Raw genomic sequence first — 18,226 nt, forward strand, 5'->3', positions numbered from 1 at the left:
TGTATTTTCAAACTTTTTCATAAAAAATACTTGAATTTTATATAGTTAGCTCCCTTAGATATGGAAAAATTATAAACCATCCTTTTTCAAAAAAAAAGTAGCATTAAAGCTACTTATAATACAGAACCAATCACATGAACTACAAAAGCTAAAATCCATGCAAGTACACATTGCCATGCCACTACACCGACTGCCCATCTTACGCCTAGTTCTCGTTTAATGGATGCGATTGCAGCTACACATGGTGAATAAATCAAGCAGAATACAAGTAAAGAAGCAGCTGATAGTGTAGTTAATGCATTATGTACACCACCTACAAATAATACTTGTAGTGTAGAAACGACACTTTCTTTAGCCATAAATCCACTAATTAAAGATGTCACAATACGCCAATCTTGAAGTCCTAATGGTGCAAATACAGGAGCAATCCATCCGGCTACCATTGCCAAGATACTTTGACTTGAATCTTTGACCATATCGAATTGTAGGTTAAAGCTTTGAAGGAACCATACAAGTACGGTTGCCACAAAAATAACCGTAAAGGCTTTTTGTAAGAAATCCTTCGCCTTTTCCCACAACAATTGACTCACATTCTTTAATCCAGGCAATCGATAGTTAGGAAGTTCCATCACAAATGGAACAGCTTCTCCTTTAAATAAAGTGCTTTTAAATAAGAATGAAACTAAAACACCTACGACGATACCCAAAACATAAAGTCCTGTCATAACTAAGCCACCTTGTTTTGGAAAGAATGCATTCACAAAGAAGGCATAAATAGGTAATTTTGCGGTACAAGACATAAATGGCGTCAACAAAATCGTCATCTTCCGATCTCTTTCACTAGGCAAAGTACGTGTCGACATAACGGCTGGTACCGTACAACCAAATCCAATCAATAAAGGAACGATACTTCTTCCTGACAACCCGATCTTTCTTAATAGTTTATCCATAAAGAAGGCTACACGCGCAATATATCCACTATCTTCCATCATAGATAAAAAGAAGAATAGTGTCACAATGATTGGTAAGAAAGATAAGACAGAACCCACACCCGCAAAGATACCATCAATCACTAAACTATGTACGGCATAACTCACGTGAGCACTTGTCATCCATGCATCCACTACTTGTGTGATCCAATCAATACCTAGTTCTAATAAGCCTTGAAGCCATGCACCAACCACATTAAATGTTAGATAGAATACAAGCAGCATTATTCCAATAAACATAGGAATTGCGGTATATTTACCCGTTAAAATACGGTCAATTCTTTCACTTCGAATACGCTCTTTACTTTCCTTAGGTTTTACTACGGTTTGTTCACAAACCTTTTCAATAAAGGAAAAACGCATATCCGCAATGGCCGCACTATAATCGAGTCCACGCTCTTTTTCCATTTGAAGCACAATGTGCTCAATCATTTCTTTTTCGTTATCATCTAAATCCAAACGATCAAGAATCAAATTATCGCCTTCAATAATTTTACTAGCCGCAAATCGCAAAGGAATATCTACCTTTTTGGCATGATCTTCAATCAAATGACAGATGGAATGAATACAACGGTGAACGGCTCCACCAAAATCATCTTCTCCACAAAAATCTAAACGGCCTGGTCTTTCCTGATATTTTGCGATATGAATCGCATGTTCAATCAGTTCATTAACACCTTGGTTTTTAGCCGCAGAAATCGGTACAACTGGCACTCCAAGCATAGCCTCCATACCATTGATATCAATCGAACCTTGATTGTTGGACACTTCATCCATCATATTCAGTGCAACAACCATCGGAACATTCATTTCTAAGAGTTGCATAGTCAAATATAGATTTCGCTCAATATTTGTAGCATCTACAATATTAATGATAGCCTTAGGCTTATCATTTAACACAAAATTACGCGATACAATTTCTTCACTCGTATAAGGTGACATCGAATAAATACCCGGTAAATCTGTCACCATTGTATTTGGATACCCTTTGATTGGACCATCCTTTCGATCGACGGTTACACCCGGAAAATTTCCTACATGTTGATTCGATCCCGTTAATTGATTAAACAAAGTGGTTTTTCCACAGTTTTGATTTCCTACTAAGGCATATGTCAAACATGTTCCTTCTGGCAAAGGATGTTCATCTGCCTTTACATGATATTTACCATCTTCACCTAAACCAGGGTGAACGGTGTTATTTATATTTTCTGCACTCTCATGCTTTCTTGTTCTCTCATCAATTAATTCAACCAATATTTTTTCAGCTTCATCTAAACGAAGCGATAATTCATAGCCATGAATCTGCAATTCCATTGGATCACCCATAGGCGCAAACTTTACAACTGTAACCTCGGCTCCAGGTATAACTCCCATATCTAGAAAGTGTTGTCTTAATGCACCCATTCCTCCAACAGCCTTAATCAATGCACTCTGTCCTATTTTTAACTCTTTTAACGTCATGCATATTCCTCCCTAATCAGTCTAATTATATCCACATTATTTGTGTAGTCAATTATCGTACATCATATTTTTTAAATATTCGTTGACAGAATTCTGTCACTTGTTTACAATTGAACTGTTCACAAGTGAACATTAGGAGGGCATATGTTGACTATAGAAGAATTTTTACGTTTATCCAATCGATTGCGTGAATATTACGGCAAACAAATCAAAGATCGATTTTCAGAATACACGTTTTCCCCAAATGAAATTTCGATTCTGATTTTACTACAAAACAACACATCCATTACAACAAGCACACAGCTTCGTGTTGTACTCGGTGTTTCAAAAGCTTTGGTTTCTCGAAGTATAACAAGTTTGGAACAAAAGGGATTGATCACATTGAAGAAAGTTTCAGAAAACAGAAGGATTTCTTATATTGAATTAACGGAAGAAGCGATTCCTATATTAGCAAAAATCTCTATTGAGATTGATAAAATCAATCAAGTTTTATTCAAGGATATTCCTATAAAAGATATTCAATGTATGATTGATACAATGAATAAAATGAATGAAAAAATAGAAGGAGCAAAATAAAATGAAATTCACAACAGCGTCCGAAGTCGATTTAGGACATGAAAAAGTTGGTAAGTTACTCTTTATGTTGGCGGTTCCTGCCATCTTAAGTCAAATTGTTAACTTACTCTATAATGTAGTTGACCGCATGTACATTGGTCACATTCAAGATGTAGGGGCCATCGCCCTAACAGGCGTAGGCGTTTGTTTACCAATTATTATGATTGTATCCGCCTTTGCATGTTTAGTCGGTATGGGAGGTGCACCAAGAGCTAGTATATATATGGGTAAGCAAGATAATCCTACTGCCGAAAAAATCATGGGTAACTGTTTTATCGCATTGATTATAATTTCATTAACTCTAACTGTATGTTTATTAGCTTTTCAAACACCATTACTACAATTATTCCAGGCAAGTTCAAAAACAATTGTATATGCCAAACAATATATGGGTATTTATGCCTTAGGAACCATTTTTGTCCAAATGACACTCGGAATGAATGCCTTTATTTCTTGTCAGGGATTCTCTAAAACAAGTATGATGACCGTTTTAATTGGGGCTATCTTAAACATTATTTTAGACCCTATCTTTATCTTTGGATTCAATATGGGCGTAAAAGGGGCTGCACTAGCTACCATTATTTCGCAAGCTATCAGTGCAATCTGGGTCATTCATTTCTTGAGTGGTAAACAGACGGTTCTTAAGTTAAAAAAAGAAAATTTTAAAATCGTGCCAAGCCTATTATTTCCTAGTTTAGCTTTAGGTATTGCACCTTTTGTGATGCAGTCAACAGAAAGCTTGATTTCTTTATGTTTCAATATGCAACTATCTAAATTTAGTGGGGACGTTGCGATTGGAAGTATGACCATTCTAACGAGTGTTATGCAGTTTGCAATGATGCCAATACAAGGATTAACGCAAGGTGGACAACCCATCATCAGTTACAACTTTGGTGCTAAAAATGCTCAGCGCGTTAAAAAAGGCTTTTTACTTCAAACCCTATGTTGTTTCACATACGCAAGTATCATCTGGATTCTAGTGGAATTATTCCCTCAAGTATTTATTTCTATTTTCACAAACGATTCAGACTTGATGACAATGGCAACCTGGGCCATTCGTATCTATATGGCATGCGTATTATTGATGGGACTTCAGATTTCTTGCCAGCAAACCTTCATTGCGTTTGGAAATGCCAAGATTTCCGTTTTCTTAGCTATCTTTAGAAAGATCATTATCTTAATTCCATTGATTTTTATCTTACCAAACATCTTATCCGATCATATCTTTGCGGTATTTGTTGCAGAACCAATCGCAGACTTTATTGCGGTAAGCACAACAGTAACATTGTTTTTTAAAAACTTTAAAAAGACATTAGCACAAATGAGTTATGAAAAGTCATAACTCATTTTTTAGTATATTCAATAATTCTTCTTTCGTATTCTTTTCCGGATGATAAAAAGCGTATTTTAAACATATATTCAAAGCTTCTTGAATCTGTTTTCCTCTTAAATTTGTAGCTTCTATAATATCTTTTCCATTCAACGCAAGTTGAGATATACTCATACAACGATTTCTATTTTGGATGTAATACGCATAGAAAAGTTCTACATCTTTAGCTGATTTTTGCCCTAATTCAGAATGGGCCATCGCATCACAATAGCGAATTTGAAGCAAGTTCAACAAGTGTTCTTCATCCAAATGATATGTAACACGATACTTATAAATACAATCTAAATCACAGGTAAATTTATCGTCATGATGTAAGACATAGAATGGAATCCACTTTCTTTGTTCATTTGTAAGTTTAAAACGTCGACAAAGCTCTTTAGACAATTCACTTCCTACCTTCGCATGATGCTTAAAATGATCCTTTCCATTCGAATCGGTTGTCTTTACTTGTATTTTGCCTAGGTCGTGGAGTAATAACGCAAAGGCCAAAGTTTCATCATATGGTTTTAAATAGCACATCGCATCTAAAGTATGATGCAAGACATCGGTATAGTGATAGATTGAGTTTTGACTACACCTCAATGCCAAATCCAACTCATTAAATACAGGTTTTAAAAGAAGTGTCATATCTGCCAATACTTGTGGATTTGTTTCCATGATTTCTTTTAATTCATATACGATTCTTTCTATAGATACATATTGAATCAAAGATGCATTTGTATCGATGGATTTTTTTACTGTTTCATCCATCGAAAAGCCTAGTTTTGCACAAAAACGATAGGCACGCAACATTCTTAGAGCATCTTCATTAAATCTTCGATCTGGATTACCCACACATCGAATGACTTTAGCTTTAAGATCGAATTGTCCTTTATAGGGATCAATCAAGCCCCGACTTGGATGATAAGCCATCGCATTCACAGTAAAATCACGTCTTGATAAATCTTCTTCAATTGTTGAAACATATTTCACACTGTCCGGATGACGATGATCCTTGTATTCACTCTCTAAACGAAAGGTTGTAATTTCAACGGGTGAATTCGATAAAACCGTTACTGTTCCATGTTTGAGTCCTGTACCAATACTTCGATCAAACAAATTCAATATCACTTCTGGCTTAGCACTTGTGCAAATATCATAATCATGTATCGGACGATTCAATAAATCGTCACGAACACATCCACCTACTACATACGCTTCATATCCAATGTCATTTATTTTATGAATGATTTCTAATATATATTCAGGTAATTTCATACTTCTATTATATAAGAAAAAGGTGCTGAATTGCACCTTAATTACTTTGTAATCTTTACATATGTTGGAATTGTATCCGCCATAATTTTCTTGGCAAGTTCCATACTGCCAAACATGAATTCAAAACCTTTTCCATAACTTACAGGCGTACAGAAGTTTCCTAAATCTTGAATTGTTTGTTTATCATCATTGATCATATCTACAACTAAGAACCAGTGGCTAGGCTGATCCTTCACAATTCTTTCTTTCAAATAAATAGAAAGAATGTCTGGGTGAGAGTCACCAAATTCACAGATAGCTCTTTGAAGTTCTGTTACACTTGAAATAGGATCGCGAAGCTTTAAACTATCACCTTTATGAATTGGATTTTCACTCACTTGTGAACCGCGATTTTTATCAAGTTCAACCAATAAGTTGCAGTCTAATAAAACATTCGCTCCAAATGGATCGATCACAATGCCATGAATCTGATTTAATGCCATCTTCACAAATGGCATATATTGATTATATGTCATAACCAAGGAATGGATTTCACTATCTTGATCCCATTTTTTCAATTGATCCATACTTGAGAAGACAGGAAAGAAACTATCTCCCTTATCATTTTGAATCAAAGACAATTGGAATTGTGTATTTGGTTCAAAGACTAAGACTCCCTTTTCATTGCGAGAAGGATCTTTATCCCATTGTGCTGGAATCAGAAAATTAGTCGAAATAAACGCATCCAACAAGTTTCTAAACGCTGAATCTGTTTTTTCTCTATTAAATACAATTAATGTTTCTTGTAGTTTTTCATTTTTAAATTCATTTACCATAATTATTCCCCTGAAATTGTACACTTTTCAAATGCGATACTTGGACTTACAACCTGGTGATAACTCCAATCTAAATCGTTACCCACACTAATTACGTGTTTCATCATATTTAAGAAATTATTTGCGACGGTAACCAAAGTAACATTCTTATCTCTTTTACCATCCTTTACCCAGAAGCCTGAACATTGTAGTGAGAAGTTTGTAGAAACAAAATCAAGTCCAGCATGAAGACCTGCTAAATTCTGTACGACAAAGCCATCCTTAATTTTTGTACATAAATCCTCAAAGCTATCATTTCCAGGTACGATGTAACAATTCATTGGCTGTACACTTACGCTAGATGCATAGCCCGATTTAAAGCCATTTCCTGTACTATTTGTATGCATTCGATTGGCACTTCTTGTGTCATGAAGCATCATAACATATTTTCCGTGATCCACCAAAGTTTTTGAAGAAGTTGGACACCCCTCATCATCAAAATTGGCAATACTTAAACAATCCGTATTCTTTGGATTATCAATAATTGTGATTTGTTCAGAGAAAATTTGTTCATTAAACTTATCTTTTAAAGGTGAAATTCCCTTATACATTAATTCCCCATTAAATAAACCAGTAAAGGCGGCAAATAAAGATGTCATCGCATCCCTTTCAAAGATGACTGGACATGTACAGCTTGGAATTGGTGTGGCCTTTAATTTATTTAAAGCTTTATCGCAAACACGAGAAACGAATGAATCTAAATCATATTGTTCAAAGTCATATACAACTTCAACTAAACTAGCATCCTTGACTTCTTCCTCTTCTTTAACGACAACACTGGCAACAATGTACTGCATTTCATCTGCATCTTGTACATCCATGCCTAAGCTATTCACAATACTGCGACTTCCACTACCTTGGCTATATCCTAAATATCCAACTTGAATGACACGTGGATCATAGGCTAGAATCTTAGCTTCTAAGCTTTGAAGAATATTCTTCACATATTCTGTACTAGCCATATTCCAAGTCACATCTTTTTTTACGTACTCAATTGGTTCTGGTTTTCTTAATGAATCGGTTTCTTCATTTGAAATAATATGTGCTTGTGCAATCAGTGACTTTAAAACAGTTTCACACATAGAATCATCTATTTCTTCCAATGCCATATTGGCCATTTTTCCATCTACAATTCCACGAATACTTGTACCTGTCACTTTACTGGATACTAAAGTGTCCATTTGGCCTTGAAACCAAGTCATTTCTTTTTCAACCGTTGTAGATTGATAGATTTCAAATTCCTGAATACCTAGGCCAAGTGCTTTCTCAATCCATACTTGTTTATTCATTGGCCGTACCTCCTACTGTAATTTGTGAAACACGAATGGCTGGCTGACCTACATCGGTAGGAATTGAACCAGAACTAGAGCCACACATACCTTGTCCACGCTCTAAGTTTTTACCAACGCGATCAATATTAAATAGGATATCCGCACCATTACCAATCAAAGAAGCCCCTTTTACTGGATACGAAATCTTGCCATCTTCAATTAAATAACCTTCTAATACGGCAAAGTTAAATTCTCCGGTTTGTGGATTTACACTTCCACCCCCCATTTTCTTCGCATATAGTCCTCGCTTAATTCCTTCAAACATTTGGTCAAAATCATCATTTCCAGCCGCAATATATGTATTTGTCATACGTGAAGTTGGTTCAAATTTATAAGACTGACGACGCGAACTTGAAGTCGATTCAAGACCCATCCTTCGACCATTCAAGCGGTCTATCATATAACTCTTTAAAATACCATTCTCAATTAATACACGTTTTTGTTGGGGATTACCCTCATCATCGACGTTTTGTGAGCCCCACGCATTTGGAATTGTGCCATCATCAATAGCTGTAACTTTATCACTTGCGACTTTTTGACCTAATTTATTACAGAATACACTCTGATTTTTACTGACTGAACTTGCCTCTAGAGCATGTCCACAAGCTTCATGGAAAATAACACCGCCAAAGCCATTATCAATAATGACCGGCATTTTTCCCGATGGACAATCTTTCGCCTCTAATAATACTAATGCAATACGACTTGCTTCTTGTCCAATAGATTCTGGTGTTCTTTCTTCAAAGAATTCTAAGCCTTTACTTGCACCTGGTGCTTCATAGCCCGATTGCAAGTTTTGACCATCTTGGGCAAAAGAGGATACAGACATACGACAACGAATTCTTGTATCATGTACGAGTCTTCCTTCACTATTTGAAATCTGTACATTTTGACATACACTTGCCAACCCTACAGATACTTTTTGAATTTGATCTGAATATGCCTTTGCCGCATCACTTGCACGTATCATTAAGGAAACTTTCGTTTCTAATGAAGCTTTGACAGGATTTTCCTTGATTGGATGAAGATTTTCATGAGTTTCTTCAACCAAAGAGATCGATACAGATTTAGATTCTATGCCAAATCCTCCACGCAAATCATCCACTAAGGCATTTAATGATTCTTCATTTGTTTCATTTGTGTATCCATATACAGATTGCACACCTTTATATAGACGAATTCCAATACCAGCACGAATCAATACGTTTGTATCTTCTAATTTTCCATTTAACATGGATAAAGATTCAGTTGTACCTTCTTCTTCAAAGATTTCGGCAAAATCACAAGAAGAAGCCATACAACGCTCTAATAATTTTTCTAATTGTTCCTTCTTTAACATATTTATCCCTCGATGCAATCTACAAATCGTTTTGTGATTAATTGAGGACGAGTAATAATAGATCCTACTACAACACTAAAGCATCCAAGTTCTAATACACGGCGTGCTTTTTCTGGTGTATCAATATTTCCTTCGGCAATCATTGGTACGTTTGATTGTTCTAAATATTTACGCATTAACTCAAAATCATTTGTTTCAACTTTGTCGCCCTTACTTTCTTCTGTATATCCAACTAATGTTGTTCCTACAAAATCAAAGCCTAATTGAGCGGCATGAAGACACTCTTCTAATGTAGAGCAGTCTGCCATTAATTTTTGTTCTGGATACTTAGCACGAATATCAGCATACAATTCATCTAAAGTTCTTCCATCTGGACGAACACGACAAGTTGCATCTAAGGCAACGATTTCTGGATGTGCCCCTTCAATCAATTCATCAATTTCTTTCATTGTAGGTGTAATAAATACTGGACAGTCCCCATATACTCTTTTAATAATTCCAATAACTGGTAAATCAACTTCTTTTTGAATTTCATTAATATCCTCTACAGTATTAGCACGAATACCTTTAGCGCCTCCCCATTTAGCCGCTCTAGCCATACGTCCCATAATAAAAGATGAATGTAAAGGTTCATCTGGAAGTGCCTGACAAGATACGATTAAGTGTCCTTTTACTGATTCAATGTTACTCATGATTTAAATCTCCTTCTTCTTACTTAATATATAGGTAATTATACTACGTATATAAGTGTAAAAACACGAAATTAAAAAAAATAAAAAAATTTTAAAAAAGTGCTTGCAATCATTTTAAAGTGATGGTATATTTAATGGGCACTGAGCGAGACACAAAAGCTCAGTTGAAATAAATGCGCCCATAGCTCAACTGGATAGAGCGTTTGACTACGGATCAAAAGGTTGTGGGTTCGATTCCTGCTGGGCGCGCCATTTATTTTTTTCTAAAAATATCGGGATGTAGCACAGCTTGGTAGTGCACTTGATTTGGGATCAAGGGGTCGCAGGTTCAAATCCTGTCATCCCGACCATTATTTTATTTAATTCGGCTGGGTAGCTTAGTTGGCTAGAGCATCCGGTTCATACCCGGAAGGTCGTGAGTTCGAGTCTCACTCCAGCCACCAACGAGTTTAACTTGGACCCTTAGCTCAGTTGGTCAGAGCATCCGGCTCATAACCGGCGGGTCGTAGGTTCGAGTCCTACAGGGTCCACCAATTATACATATGCAGAAGTACCCAAGTGGCTGAAGGGTCCGGTCTTGAAAACCGGTAGGTCGTGCGAGCGGCGCCTGGGTTCGAATCCCAGCTTCTGCGCCATCTTAATTAATTCACATCGCGGGATAGAGCAGTCTGGTAGCTCGTCGGGCTCATAACCCGGAGGTCGTTGGTTCAAATCCTTCTCCCGCAACCATGTGGTCTCATAGCTCAGTTGGTAGAGCAAAGGACTGAAAATCCTTGTGTCGTTGGTTCGATTCCGACTGAGACCACCATTTGTCAAAGATTGCACCTAGCATTTGCCAGGTGCTTTTTTTATACCTTATTTAAAGCATATTCTCACATTATGGTTATATTCCTTATCTATATAAGTCACTAAAACAAGTGTTTTTCTAAACAAATTTCGCAAAAAAATCGCAAAAATTTTTCAAAGCATATTAAAAACGGATAGTAAATTATCCGCTTTTTTTCATCGATTTCGACTGTTTTTATTTCCCTCTAAATCCATTGTTTTTCTAACCCTTGTCTTATCTTCAGGACTTAGTTTATTTATTATTGCATCATATACCGTAATGCTTTGTCCATTTTTTAAGTGAATCTGATTTCTCGTTGTTTCTTTCACAAATCGAGTCAGTGCAATATTTCTAGCTTCAGACTTATTCAGCTTCTTACTCATTGTCAACATACTATGGTTATGATCATTCACTTTAGTCTGTAAAACTGAATTCTGTTCTTTCACATCATCTAGTCTAATCTTCAATAACTTATTGTCATTCTTATACTGAACCAATTCATTCTTTGTACTATCCAGCTTGTTATTTAGCGTCTTATTCTCATCTTTCAAATTATCTATTTTATCACTCAACAATTTGATACGTTTCAACAACGCCCCAATCATTGACTTTAGTTCATGAATAAACGTTGTAAGCTGATCAAACACATGATATTCAACGACGATCTTATTCTTATTCAACCTGGATTTTGGTGAATTCTCCATTTCGGTTAATTGTGAAGATACATTTTCCAATCGTTCGTACGCATACACAATATTCTTTTCATCCACAGTGTCTTGTTTCAAAAAATCCTTTGCGACATTTATATTGTGCTGCATTTCTAATGTCTTATCCTTTGTATCCTGCCACTGACTTAACGGCATATTTATCGACGCATCTTTTTCTGGTTCCTTAATACTTGTAGCACCATACATCAAATATAAACCATTCTCATTCATTATGGTTTCCATATTTTTATACATCTTATTTCGCATCGCATTAAATAAAATCGGAACTTTATCTCTCTCATTTATTATAGACTGTTCCGGGTTATATCCCATTCGTGCTAATGTTTCATCCAAACCCGTACCACAGCGCAATCCTCCGCCATGCTTCTGAATATATTCCATATCTTCTGCACGTTCATAAATAGGTTTAAAATCGAGGTGCATATGATAGAATCCAGATTCATCCAAATGTACAGTGGCACCTAAGATATGAAAGTATGGAAAATCCTCTTTAAATTTTACAAGAAACTCATTAAAAATATGAAGTGCTTGTTCTTTCGTTATCTTGCCATTTTCACGATCACTTTTATCTCCCAAGCCAATGATTAATGAACGAAACATCTTTATTTGTTCCATTTTATTCGTTTTTGGATTTCGCATCTGATCATGTAGATGCTGCGTATAATAATCATTGCCAATCAATGGATAATCCCGATTACGTGGCTTTGTCTTAATTTGACCACTATTATATCGATCCCAAGCGGCAGCCTTGCGTTTCAGAGTATAATCATTACGTTCTTTAATATATGGTTTCATCAATTCATTAATTTGTTCCTTGTAGCTTTTTTCATAAGGCACAAGCTCAATCACTGTATCTTTGCCCGTATCATGCGTATGCTCCAGTTTCGAGCGATACTCCAAGCCATGATTATGTTCTTCACATCCTTCGCCAGCCGTAATCGTAACCGACACTTCATTCATGCAAATCACCCGATTTTAATATTTTATACAATGTTGTACGACAAACATTATATTTTTTACACATCTGTTCAAAAGTCATTTCCTTCTTTTCTGCTCTAAGAACATCCACACCAGGAAGTTTTTTCTTAGGTCTTCCAGAAGTCGATGCTTTTTCTTCAATAATCACTTCCAAATTGCCATTATATGTATTTCGATAAGTACCATTAAAATGTTTAAAAAGTATTTTTACACATTTCTTTTGATTTTCGGTATTCGTATCATTTAAATATAATTTAAATCGATTCATTTACGTATCCCCCTTATTATTGTTCATTAATTATTTCCACACATTCTTTTGAGCAAGCCTTGCTTGCCATAATTACCAGCTTGATGGTAATGCCCTTCCCTATTGAACCCCACTACCGCACTAAAGGCGGTAATGAAGTTCAATGACGGGCAACTGCGTTGAGCTTTTAGCGACATCATTCGAATTGAGAATCAATGATGTCGATCAGATCCTGCTCGGAATTATTGAAGAACTTAACGTAAGTCTTCAAACATTCCGTTTGTGTATGACCCAAGCGTTTTGCGACCAAGGATACAGGTGCATTCGCATTACATAGAAGTGATGCATTGCTTCGTCTAAACCCATGAATCTTGATCATGCGAATTCCTGATCTTTCGCAAGCGATTGCCATACGCTTCTTCACAACTTTCGCAAGAACGGGTCTGTCCACTCCAAACAAAAATGTCTCTTTTGTGATGCAGTACAAGTCTTTGTACCAATCCAAATATTCCTGCATGATGCATTTCATTCGTTTGGGCATCGTTATCGTTCGAATACTGTTCCTTGTCTTTGGCGGAGTAACCAGATACGATCTTCCCTGCACATACCTAGCTACTGTCTTATTGAATCGAATTGTCCCCTTATCCATATCAATATCGTTCATTGTTAGTGCAACACATTCGCCAAATCGACATCCCATAAAATACAAAAGATTCACAATGACATAACAGACGTATTCTCCGTTTTCTTTATTTTTTGGAAAACATTGAATGAACTGCTCAAATTCATCCGGAGTATAGAAATCATCTTCATCAATGATCTTGTCCGGTCTTTTGTATTTGGGAATTTTTTTGACAGGATTAAACTGTACATATCCCATTTCTAATCCATAGTTAAATATCTTATTCAAATACGTCAGCATCTTATTTACATATTCTTCACTCAAGCCTTTTTAAATGCAGCATCCGTAATCTGTTTGATCTGTCCAGATGTTAGAGATTGAATCTTTTCATCATACAAAGCTTCAAAGTATTTTGAAATATATGTATTACTTTGTTTTGTGCTTGATTTTAATTGATTTGCCTTAGCCAGATCATATACGTCAATAAACTCTTTCAATGTATAAGAATGACTTTCAAAAGCGTGTGTTTCTGCATTAAAAGATTCTTTATATTTCAATTCAAACTCACGCGCATCATTGATGGAATTAAAAGTCTTTCGAAAAGAATATCTATGATACTTTCCAGTTGAAGTGGGTACAGATCCACGAATTTCGTATTTCTTATTTCCTAAACGTTTTACAGACATAGACTACACCTCCACATGCCCGTCTCTTCGTAGCATGTCAAAGATCTTGATAAAGAACTGATTAGGAGCATATGCAGAATACTGTTTGTGAAGTTGATGCATTTCAATATGTGAATCCAGTCTATTGATATATTCATCCGCATATTCTTCCGATTCAATAAGCAATCGATCATACAGTTCACCATTCAGAATAACATTTCCATAAAGTCCAAAATGCTTTGTTTCCAAAGAGAGAGTATTATCTTCTATATTATTAGGACAACTGAGTTGGCTACCCTGGCTAACTGAGTTTGCCACCCCACCTAACTCTGTTGACTGGTAGCTAACTAAGTTTGCCACCTCTTTTGCGACATAAATACAATTTTTAATACCATGATTTACAAAGTCTTTCTTCTCTAACAAATTCTTTTGTATTAAACTTTTTAAAGATTTATCCACACCAGCTTTAGTTGAATTTGTAAAATCTGCCAAATAACTACGACTGCCTGTAAATGCACCACAATGATCACGCGAAAATCCATAGATAATCGCATAAATACTCAATTCCAATCCTTTTAACCCCAATTCATTTATCATCCAATATTGAATAGAATAATAGGAATTGGGTTTAATCTTCTTATTATTTTCCATAAAAAAACTCCTTTTACCTCATTACGAAACAGACTTTCTGAACAAGCATTCAAAAAGCCTCCAAAAAAAGATAAAAAGGAGGCCACATTTTGCATAATGTGCTATAATATACGTGCTTAGGGGTATATTACATGCCTCCGGTTTAATTTGGTTCCAGCCAAATTAAGCCTTTTTTTCTACCTTAAAATCAAAAAAATCCTTCACGATCACAACCGGAACTTTTCCTTTTAAAAGTCGCCGTTCATCCAGCTCATACTCATCCTTCATAACCTGAATGAATTGGTATGCCTTGGATTTGCTGATGTTCGCATAGGCTGCCACATCCGTGGGTCCCCAATATAACTTTTCCATTTTGAATTTCCCCTTTCTAGAAAGTTATTTATAAATACGACTTATAACTTTCATATTTATCATACCATTTAATCCGGAAATCGCAACTGCATAATGAGTATATTTCCGGATATCTTTTTTTATATACTTTACCATGTTAATATATCTATAGATTTGGAGGGGTCCTATGTCTGTAAAATCCTATATAGATTCTTTATGTTCAGAAAAAAATTTAAACATGAAACAACTTGCTGAACAGGTAGGAATCAACTATAAAACATTGAATACTCTAGTAAATGAAGATGGTAGACTTATGAATCCTAAACAGTTGGCTTTGTTTTCAAAATACACAGGCAAATCAAAACAGGAAGTATTCTATGACAATTTAAAAGATGATGATTTATCAGACGCATGTACAAAAACTGCCCTTCTATATATCGGTAAGAAAACATGTGAAGGATGGATTTCCAATATAGATATTCGTCTTGATACAAAAATATCAAATACTCGTACTGCCAACTATGCTGGCATACTGCATAAAAAAAGATCCGGTAACGGATTAACTGTAGTGGAAGATTGGGATCAGCTAAAAGTTGACTTTTGGGAGTTCTACTACAAAGGTAAGTTAAAGGATGAAGAAGAATACGGCAGAGACACAATTGCCCGTACGTTTGCCAATGAAAGAAAGTACATATCCAGTGTATTATTCTTTGGTCTTCAAAGACTATGTACAACAAACCTAAATCCGGTCAACTACCACATCGTCTTCAATCGAGATACTGAGTATTATCTAGTAAAAGATTATTTTCCAAAGAAGATGAACATGGGCTTTGAGTGTATCTATGTTGATGAAAATGAGAGATAAATAGTCAAAGAGTATCACCATAAACAAGTGATACTCTTTTATTATCCATCATATATTTGTGTTGTTGTACATCCGTAAATCAAGTGCTAAGTTGTATAAAATATAAAACGATTATTATAATAACTACGATAATCCCTACGACTAATTTGTATTTAGCGTACTCTTTCATTCCCTTATTCACATTATTTAATTTACGATTATCTTCATTCAATTTTTCAATCATCTTTTTCTGCTCGTCTGTCATATACTACACCACCTCTGTTCATTATCATGATAACAAAATTGTTTTTTATTGAAGAATTTGAATATCATATGGTTGTCCTTCAACAACATCAATCAAAACCAGCTGATCTTTATCCAAAGAATATGGTCTACCAGCATCTGTCGTACGATATGTAAATGTATAATTCACTTTATCCGTATAAAATCCATATGCTGTTCTCGTTAATGTCACAACATATGTAGCTGTTTTACCAGAATACGTTTTGCTAGTTTGTTTAGGGATTATTGATCCAGTTACAGCCGGACTTGATGGTGTACAAACTATATTAGAAAATGACAAATCTGAAATAGATGTAATATTATTCGAATTATTGTAACTTAAACCAGCAGTGGCATTAAATGAATAAGTAAATCTATATCCTGCCCATGTAAATGCACCACTCGCTGACTTACCAACAAGCTTTCTACCCGCAGCAAACGTTGGCATTATACAAAGACATGTTACCATAATCATTGAAATCACAGAATAAATAAATCTTTTTATTATATTGTTGTTTGTTAAAGTCATAATTTCCTCCTAAATTTTAATATTCTTCTTATCAAAATCAACATAACACAGATACCAATAAGCGCTAAGATTATCATCGATACAACGCTATAATCATAAAAACCAAAATAACAAATACTAATCAAAATCAAGACTAATAACTTTATATATCCAAAGATTGCATTTTCATCATTAAATTGCCAAATATAAAATATCGATATTTTGGTATAAGCAATTTGTTTTTTACAAAAATCGAAAAATAAAGTATTAATAATGAATATTGTTAATATGAGAAACAAGAATTTAGAATAATCATGACAGCTTAAGAAATCAATCATAATTATAATAAAATCCATTATTAAAAATAATATTATATATTTATTTAGTCTTTTCGATAAATTTTCGTATCTCATCTTTAGAACAATCTCCTATAAGTTGATCTTGTATTTCATTTTTCTTAATTCTAAACGTAGATGGTACATACTGTGTATTGAATACTCTTTTACATTCCTTCTTTTCACTTTTAGACATTTCAGATGTTTCTACTATTAACACATTTATGTTTTCTTCTTTAGCTAATGCTTTAAACTTTTTTAAAAATCTATCACAATATTCGCAAGTATTTTTTTTGAAAATCACATATCCATTTGTATTAGATTTACATAATTCAGTTACTTTAGGATAAGTCGTAATTGCCCATTTATATTTTTCTTTATGCAAATTATTTACAGAACACACAAGTAATAAAGCAATAATTATTGTTAAGGCTATTAATTTAGGTATTCTTTTTTTCAATACTTGCATACCGGTCTCCACATTCCTGTATTACAAATTTTATATGGCGGAGCATAACATGCCACTACAATCCCTGCAGCACATACCAATCCTCCAAGTTTTGTAACTGTAGCTACCATTGCACAAGCAGTACCCATAGAGCCAGCGCAGACTGCGCTAAAACTTCCTGGATAGTTATCATACTTTGTGCAAGTCCAAGTCCTACAATCACTACTTCTTGCATAAACAGCATCATTTACAAAAGTTTCCCTTTCTCCAGTAACTTCGGATTCAACGTTAAAAATCCCTTCATTGTATGAACTTTTTATACATTCAATTATTCTGAAATCACTACTCAAAATATATAGTAAATATCCATACTTGTTTTGATTTGAATCCTTTTGAGAGTATACGATTGTAAAAACTTCACCATAATCTGTCTCTAATAACTTTTTCATTTTTGAATTGGTGTCATATAAGTAAGAATGCTCTATATAATATGAATCTTGATTTATCACCTCCGTAATAGCTTCTTTTTCTTGACTCGAACATTCAATTGTATCAGAAACACCTTCATCTGCGCATATAGGAATAACATGCATGCACAGTAACATGGCAGTAAAAAAACAAATTACTCTTTTCATACATTTGTTCTCCTTTTTCAAGGATAGCGCTATCTCTAATTCAAATATAATATAAAACCCTTAAAAATACAATACATATATTTATATTGTTTGTTTTTTTTTATATTCGTTTTAATTAATCATATTCGAATTGAAAAAATAAACATTTAATCATATAATTTAAGAGAAGATATATACATAAAGAAATTAAATGGAGGAA

The 18,226-nt window shown here is 34.7% G+C and carries 19 protein-coding genes and 7 tRNA genes; 10 read left to right on the plus strand and 16 right to left on the minus strand.

Translation table 11 applies throughout. From position 1 onward, the window contains the following. Window positions 1-113: 113 nt before the first annotated feature. Window positions 114-2,450 (minus strand): ferrous iron transport protein B, encoded by a 2,337-nt coding sequence (gene feoB / locus LJE08_RS09290; RefSeq protein ID WP_227403017.1) that lies wholly within the window; start codon window positions 2,448-2,450, stop codon window positions 114-116. A 144-nt stretch (window positions 2,451-2,594) separates the two neighbouring features. On the opposite strand from feoB, the gene LJE08_RS09295 reads away from it, so the two are divergent. Further along, window positions 2,595-3,026 (plus strand): MarR family winged helix-turn-helix transcriptional regulator, encoded by a 432-nt coding sequence (locus LJE08_RS09295; protein ID WP_117926403.1) that lies wholly within the window; start codon window positions 2,595-2,597, stop codon window positions 3,024-3,026. A gap of 1 nt (window position 3,027) precedes the next feature. Then, on the plus strand, window positions 3,028-4,407 hold the full coding sequence (locus tag LJE08_RS09300) for an MATE family efflux transporter (RefSeq protein ID WP_227403018.1): 1,380 nt from the start codon (window positions 3,028-3,030) through the stop codon (window positions 4,405-4,407). Here the strand turns inward: LJE08_RS09300 and LJE08_RS09305 are convergent. From LJE08_RS09305 to LJE08_RS09325, 5 genes are read right to left on the minus strand one after another with little or no spacing between them, the layout of a single operon-like run. Next, the gene (locus LJE08_RS09305) at window positions 4,402-5,712 is read right to left on the minus strand and encodes a CCA tRNA nucleotidyltransferase (RefSeq protein ID WP_227403019.1); all 1,311 of its coding nucleotides are present in this window, start codon (window positions 5,710-5,712) and stop codon (window positions 4,402-4,404) included. The genes LJE08_RS09300 and LJE08_RS09305 overlap by 6 nt on opposite strands. A 41-nt stretch (window positions 5,713-5,753) precedes the next feature. Beyond that, window positions 5,754-6,527 (minus strand): enhanced serine sensitivity protein SseB C-terminal domain-containing protein, encoded by a 774-nt coding sequence (locus tag LJE08_RS09310; RefSeq protein WP_227403020.1) that lies wholly within the window; start codon window positions 6,525-6,527, stop codon window positions 5,754-5,756. Between the two features lie 2 nt (window positions 6,528-6,529). Continuing rightward, entirely contained in the window at window positions 6,530-7,855 is a 1,326-nt protein-coding gene (locus LJE08_RS09315; protein WP_186999546.1) for a TldD/PmbA family protein, read from the minus strand. Then, window positions 7,848-9,236 (minus strand): TldD/PmbA family protein, encoded by a 1,389-nt coding sequence (locus tag LJE08_RS09320; RefSeq protein WP_227403021.1) that lies wholly within the window; start codon window positions 9,234-9,236, stop codon window positions 7,848-7,850. The genes LJE08_RS09315 and LJE08_RS09320 overlap by 8 nt, the downstream gene beginning before the upstream one ends. A 2-nt stretch (window positions 9,237-9,238) precedes the next feature. Beyond that, entirely contained in the window at window positions 9,239-9,928 is a 690-nt protein-coding gene (locus LJE08_RS09325; RefSeq protein WP_003866240.1) for an N-acetylmannosamine-6-phosphate 2-epimerase, read from the minus strand. A gap of 175 nt (window positions 9,929-10,103) precedes the next feature. Here LJE08_RS09325 and LJE08_RS09330 point away from each other — a divergent pair. The 7 genes from LJE08_RS09330 (at window position 10,104) to LJE08_RS09360 (ending at window position 10,736) form a co-directional block, all read left to right on the plus strand. Next, a tRNA-Arg gene (locus tag LJE08_RS09330) sits at window positions 10,104-10,180 on the plus strand. A 21-nt stretch (window positions 10,181-10,201) separates the two neighbouring features. Further along, a tRNA-Pro gene (locus LJE08_RS09335) sits at window positions 10,202-10,278 on the plus strand. Window positions 10,279-10,294: 16 nt separating this feature from the next. After that, a tRNA-Met gene (locus LJE08_RS09340) sits at window positions 10,295-10,371 on the plus strand. Between the two features lie 13 nt (window positions 10,372-10,384). Then, a tRNA-Ile gene (locus tag LJE08_RS09345) sits at window positions 10,385-10,461 on the plus strand. An 11-nt stretch (window positions 10,462-10,472) separates the two neighbouring features. After that, window positions 10,473-10,563 (plus strand) — tRNA-Ser (locus LJE08_RS09350). A 17-nt stretch (window positions 10,564-10,580) separates the two neighbouring features. Continuing rightward, window positions 10,581-10,657: transfer RNA gene (locus LJE08_RS09355), tRNA-Met, on the plus strand. A gap of 3 nt (window positions 10,658-10,660) precedes the next feature. Next, window positions 10,661-10,736, plus strand: a tRNA-Phe gene (locus tag LJE08_RS09360). Between the two features lie 194 nt (window positions 10,737-10,930). Here the strand turns inward: LJE08_RS09360 and LJE08_RS09365 are convergent. The 6 genes from LJE08_RS09365 to LJE08_RS09390 form a co-directional block, all read right to left on the minus strand. Then, on the minus strand, window positions 10,931-12,442 hold the full coding sequence (locus LJE08_RS09365; RefSeq protein ID WP_227403022.1) for a plasmid recombination protein: 1,512 nt from the start codon (window positions 12,440-12,442) through the stop codon (window positions 10,931-10,933). Next, complete coding sequence (locus tag LJE08_RS09370; protein ID WP_117926387.1) at window positions 12,435-12,728, minus strand: hypothetical protein; 294 nt, start codon at window positions 12,726-12,728, stop codon at window positions 12,435-12,437. The genes LJE08_RS09365 and LJE08_RS09370 overlap by 8 nt, the downstream gene beginning before the upstream one ends. Before the next feature lie 175 nt (window positions 12,729-12,903). After that, entirely contained in the window at window positions 12,904-13,653 is a 750-nt protein-coding gene (locus LJE08_RS09375; protein WP_227403023.1) for a site-specific integrase, read from the minus strand. Next, on the minus strand, window positions 13,650-14,015 hold the full coding sequence (locus LJE08_RS09380) for a hypothetical protein (RefSeq protein WP_227403024.1): 366 nt from the start codon (window positions 14,013-14,015) through the stop codon (window positions 13,650-13,652). Before LJE08_RS09380 ends, LJE08_RS09375 begins: the two co-directional genes overlap by 4 nt. A 3-nt stretch (window positions 14,016-14,018) precedes the next feature. After that, window positions 14,019-14,645 carry a hypothetical protein gene (locus LJE08_RS09385; protein ID WP_227403025.1) on the minus strand — a complete coding sequence of 209 codons (627 nt, stop codon included), beginning with the start codon at window positions 14,643-14,645 and terminating at the stop codon, window positions 14,019-14,021. Between the two features lie 162 nt (window positions 14,646-14,807). Continuing rightward, window positions 14,808-14,996 (minus strand): hypothetical protein, encoded by a 189-nt coding sequence (locus LJE08_RS09390; protein ID WP_118114976.1) that lies wholly within the window; start codon window positions 14,994-14,996, stop codon window positions 14,808-14,810. 166 nt (window positions 14,997-15,162) lie between these two features. Between LJE08_RS09390 and LJE08_RS09395 the strand changes: the two genes are divergently transcribed. Continuing rightward, window positions 15,163-15,840 (plus strand): hypothetical protein, encoded by a 678-nt coding sequence (locus LJE08_RS09395; protein ID WP_227403026.1) that lies wholly within the window; start codon window positions 15,163-15,165, stop codon window positions 15,838-15,840. 79 nt (window positions 15,841-15,919) lie between these two features. Here the strand turns inward: LJE08_RS09395 and LJE08_RS09400 are convergent, their stop codons facing one another. The 4 genes from LJE08_RS09400 to LJE08_RS09415 all read right to left on the minus strand — a co-directional run bounded on the left by LJE08_RS09400 (window position 15,920) and on the right by LJE08_RS09415 (window position 18,027). Beyond that, window positions 15,920-16,084: a hypothetical protein gene (locus LJE08_RS09400; protein WP_227403027.1), complete on the minus strand. Its 165-nt coding sequence runs from the start codon at window positions 16,082-16,084 to the stop codon at window positions 15,920-15,922. Window positions 16,085-16,129: 45 nt separating this feature from the next. Further along, a complete protein-coding gene (locus LJE08_RS09405; protein ID WP_227403028.1) occupies window positions 16,130-16,630 on the minus strand; it encodes a hypothetical protein in 501 nt (166 codons plus the stop codon). Window positions 16,631-16,987: 357 nt separating this feature from the next. Next, window positions 16,988-17,413 carry a hypothetical protein gene (locus tag LJE08_RS09410; protein ID WP_118114980.1) on the minus strand — a complete coding sequence of 142 codons (426 nt, stop codon included), beginning with the start codon at window positions 17,411-17,413 and terminating at the stop codon, window positions 16,988-16,990. Then, on the minus strand, window positions 17,401-18,027 hold the full coding sequence (locus LJE08_RS09415) for a hypothetical protein (protein WP_118114981.1): 627 nt from the start codon (window positions 18,025-18,027) through the stop codon (window positions 17,401-17,403). Before LJE08_RS09415 ends, LJE08_RS09410 begins: the two co-directional genes overlap by 13 nt. Window positions 18,028-18,226: the final 199 nt, after the last annotated feature.

The organism is Holdemanella sp. DFI.5.55 (genome assembly GCF_020593575.1).
GTDB classification, from domain to species: Bacteria; Bacillota_I; Bacilli_A; order Erysipelotrichales; family Erysipelotrichaceae; genus Holdemanella; species Holdemanella hominis.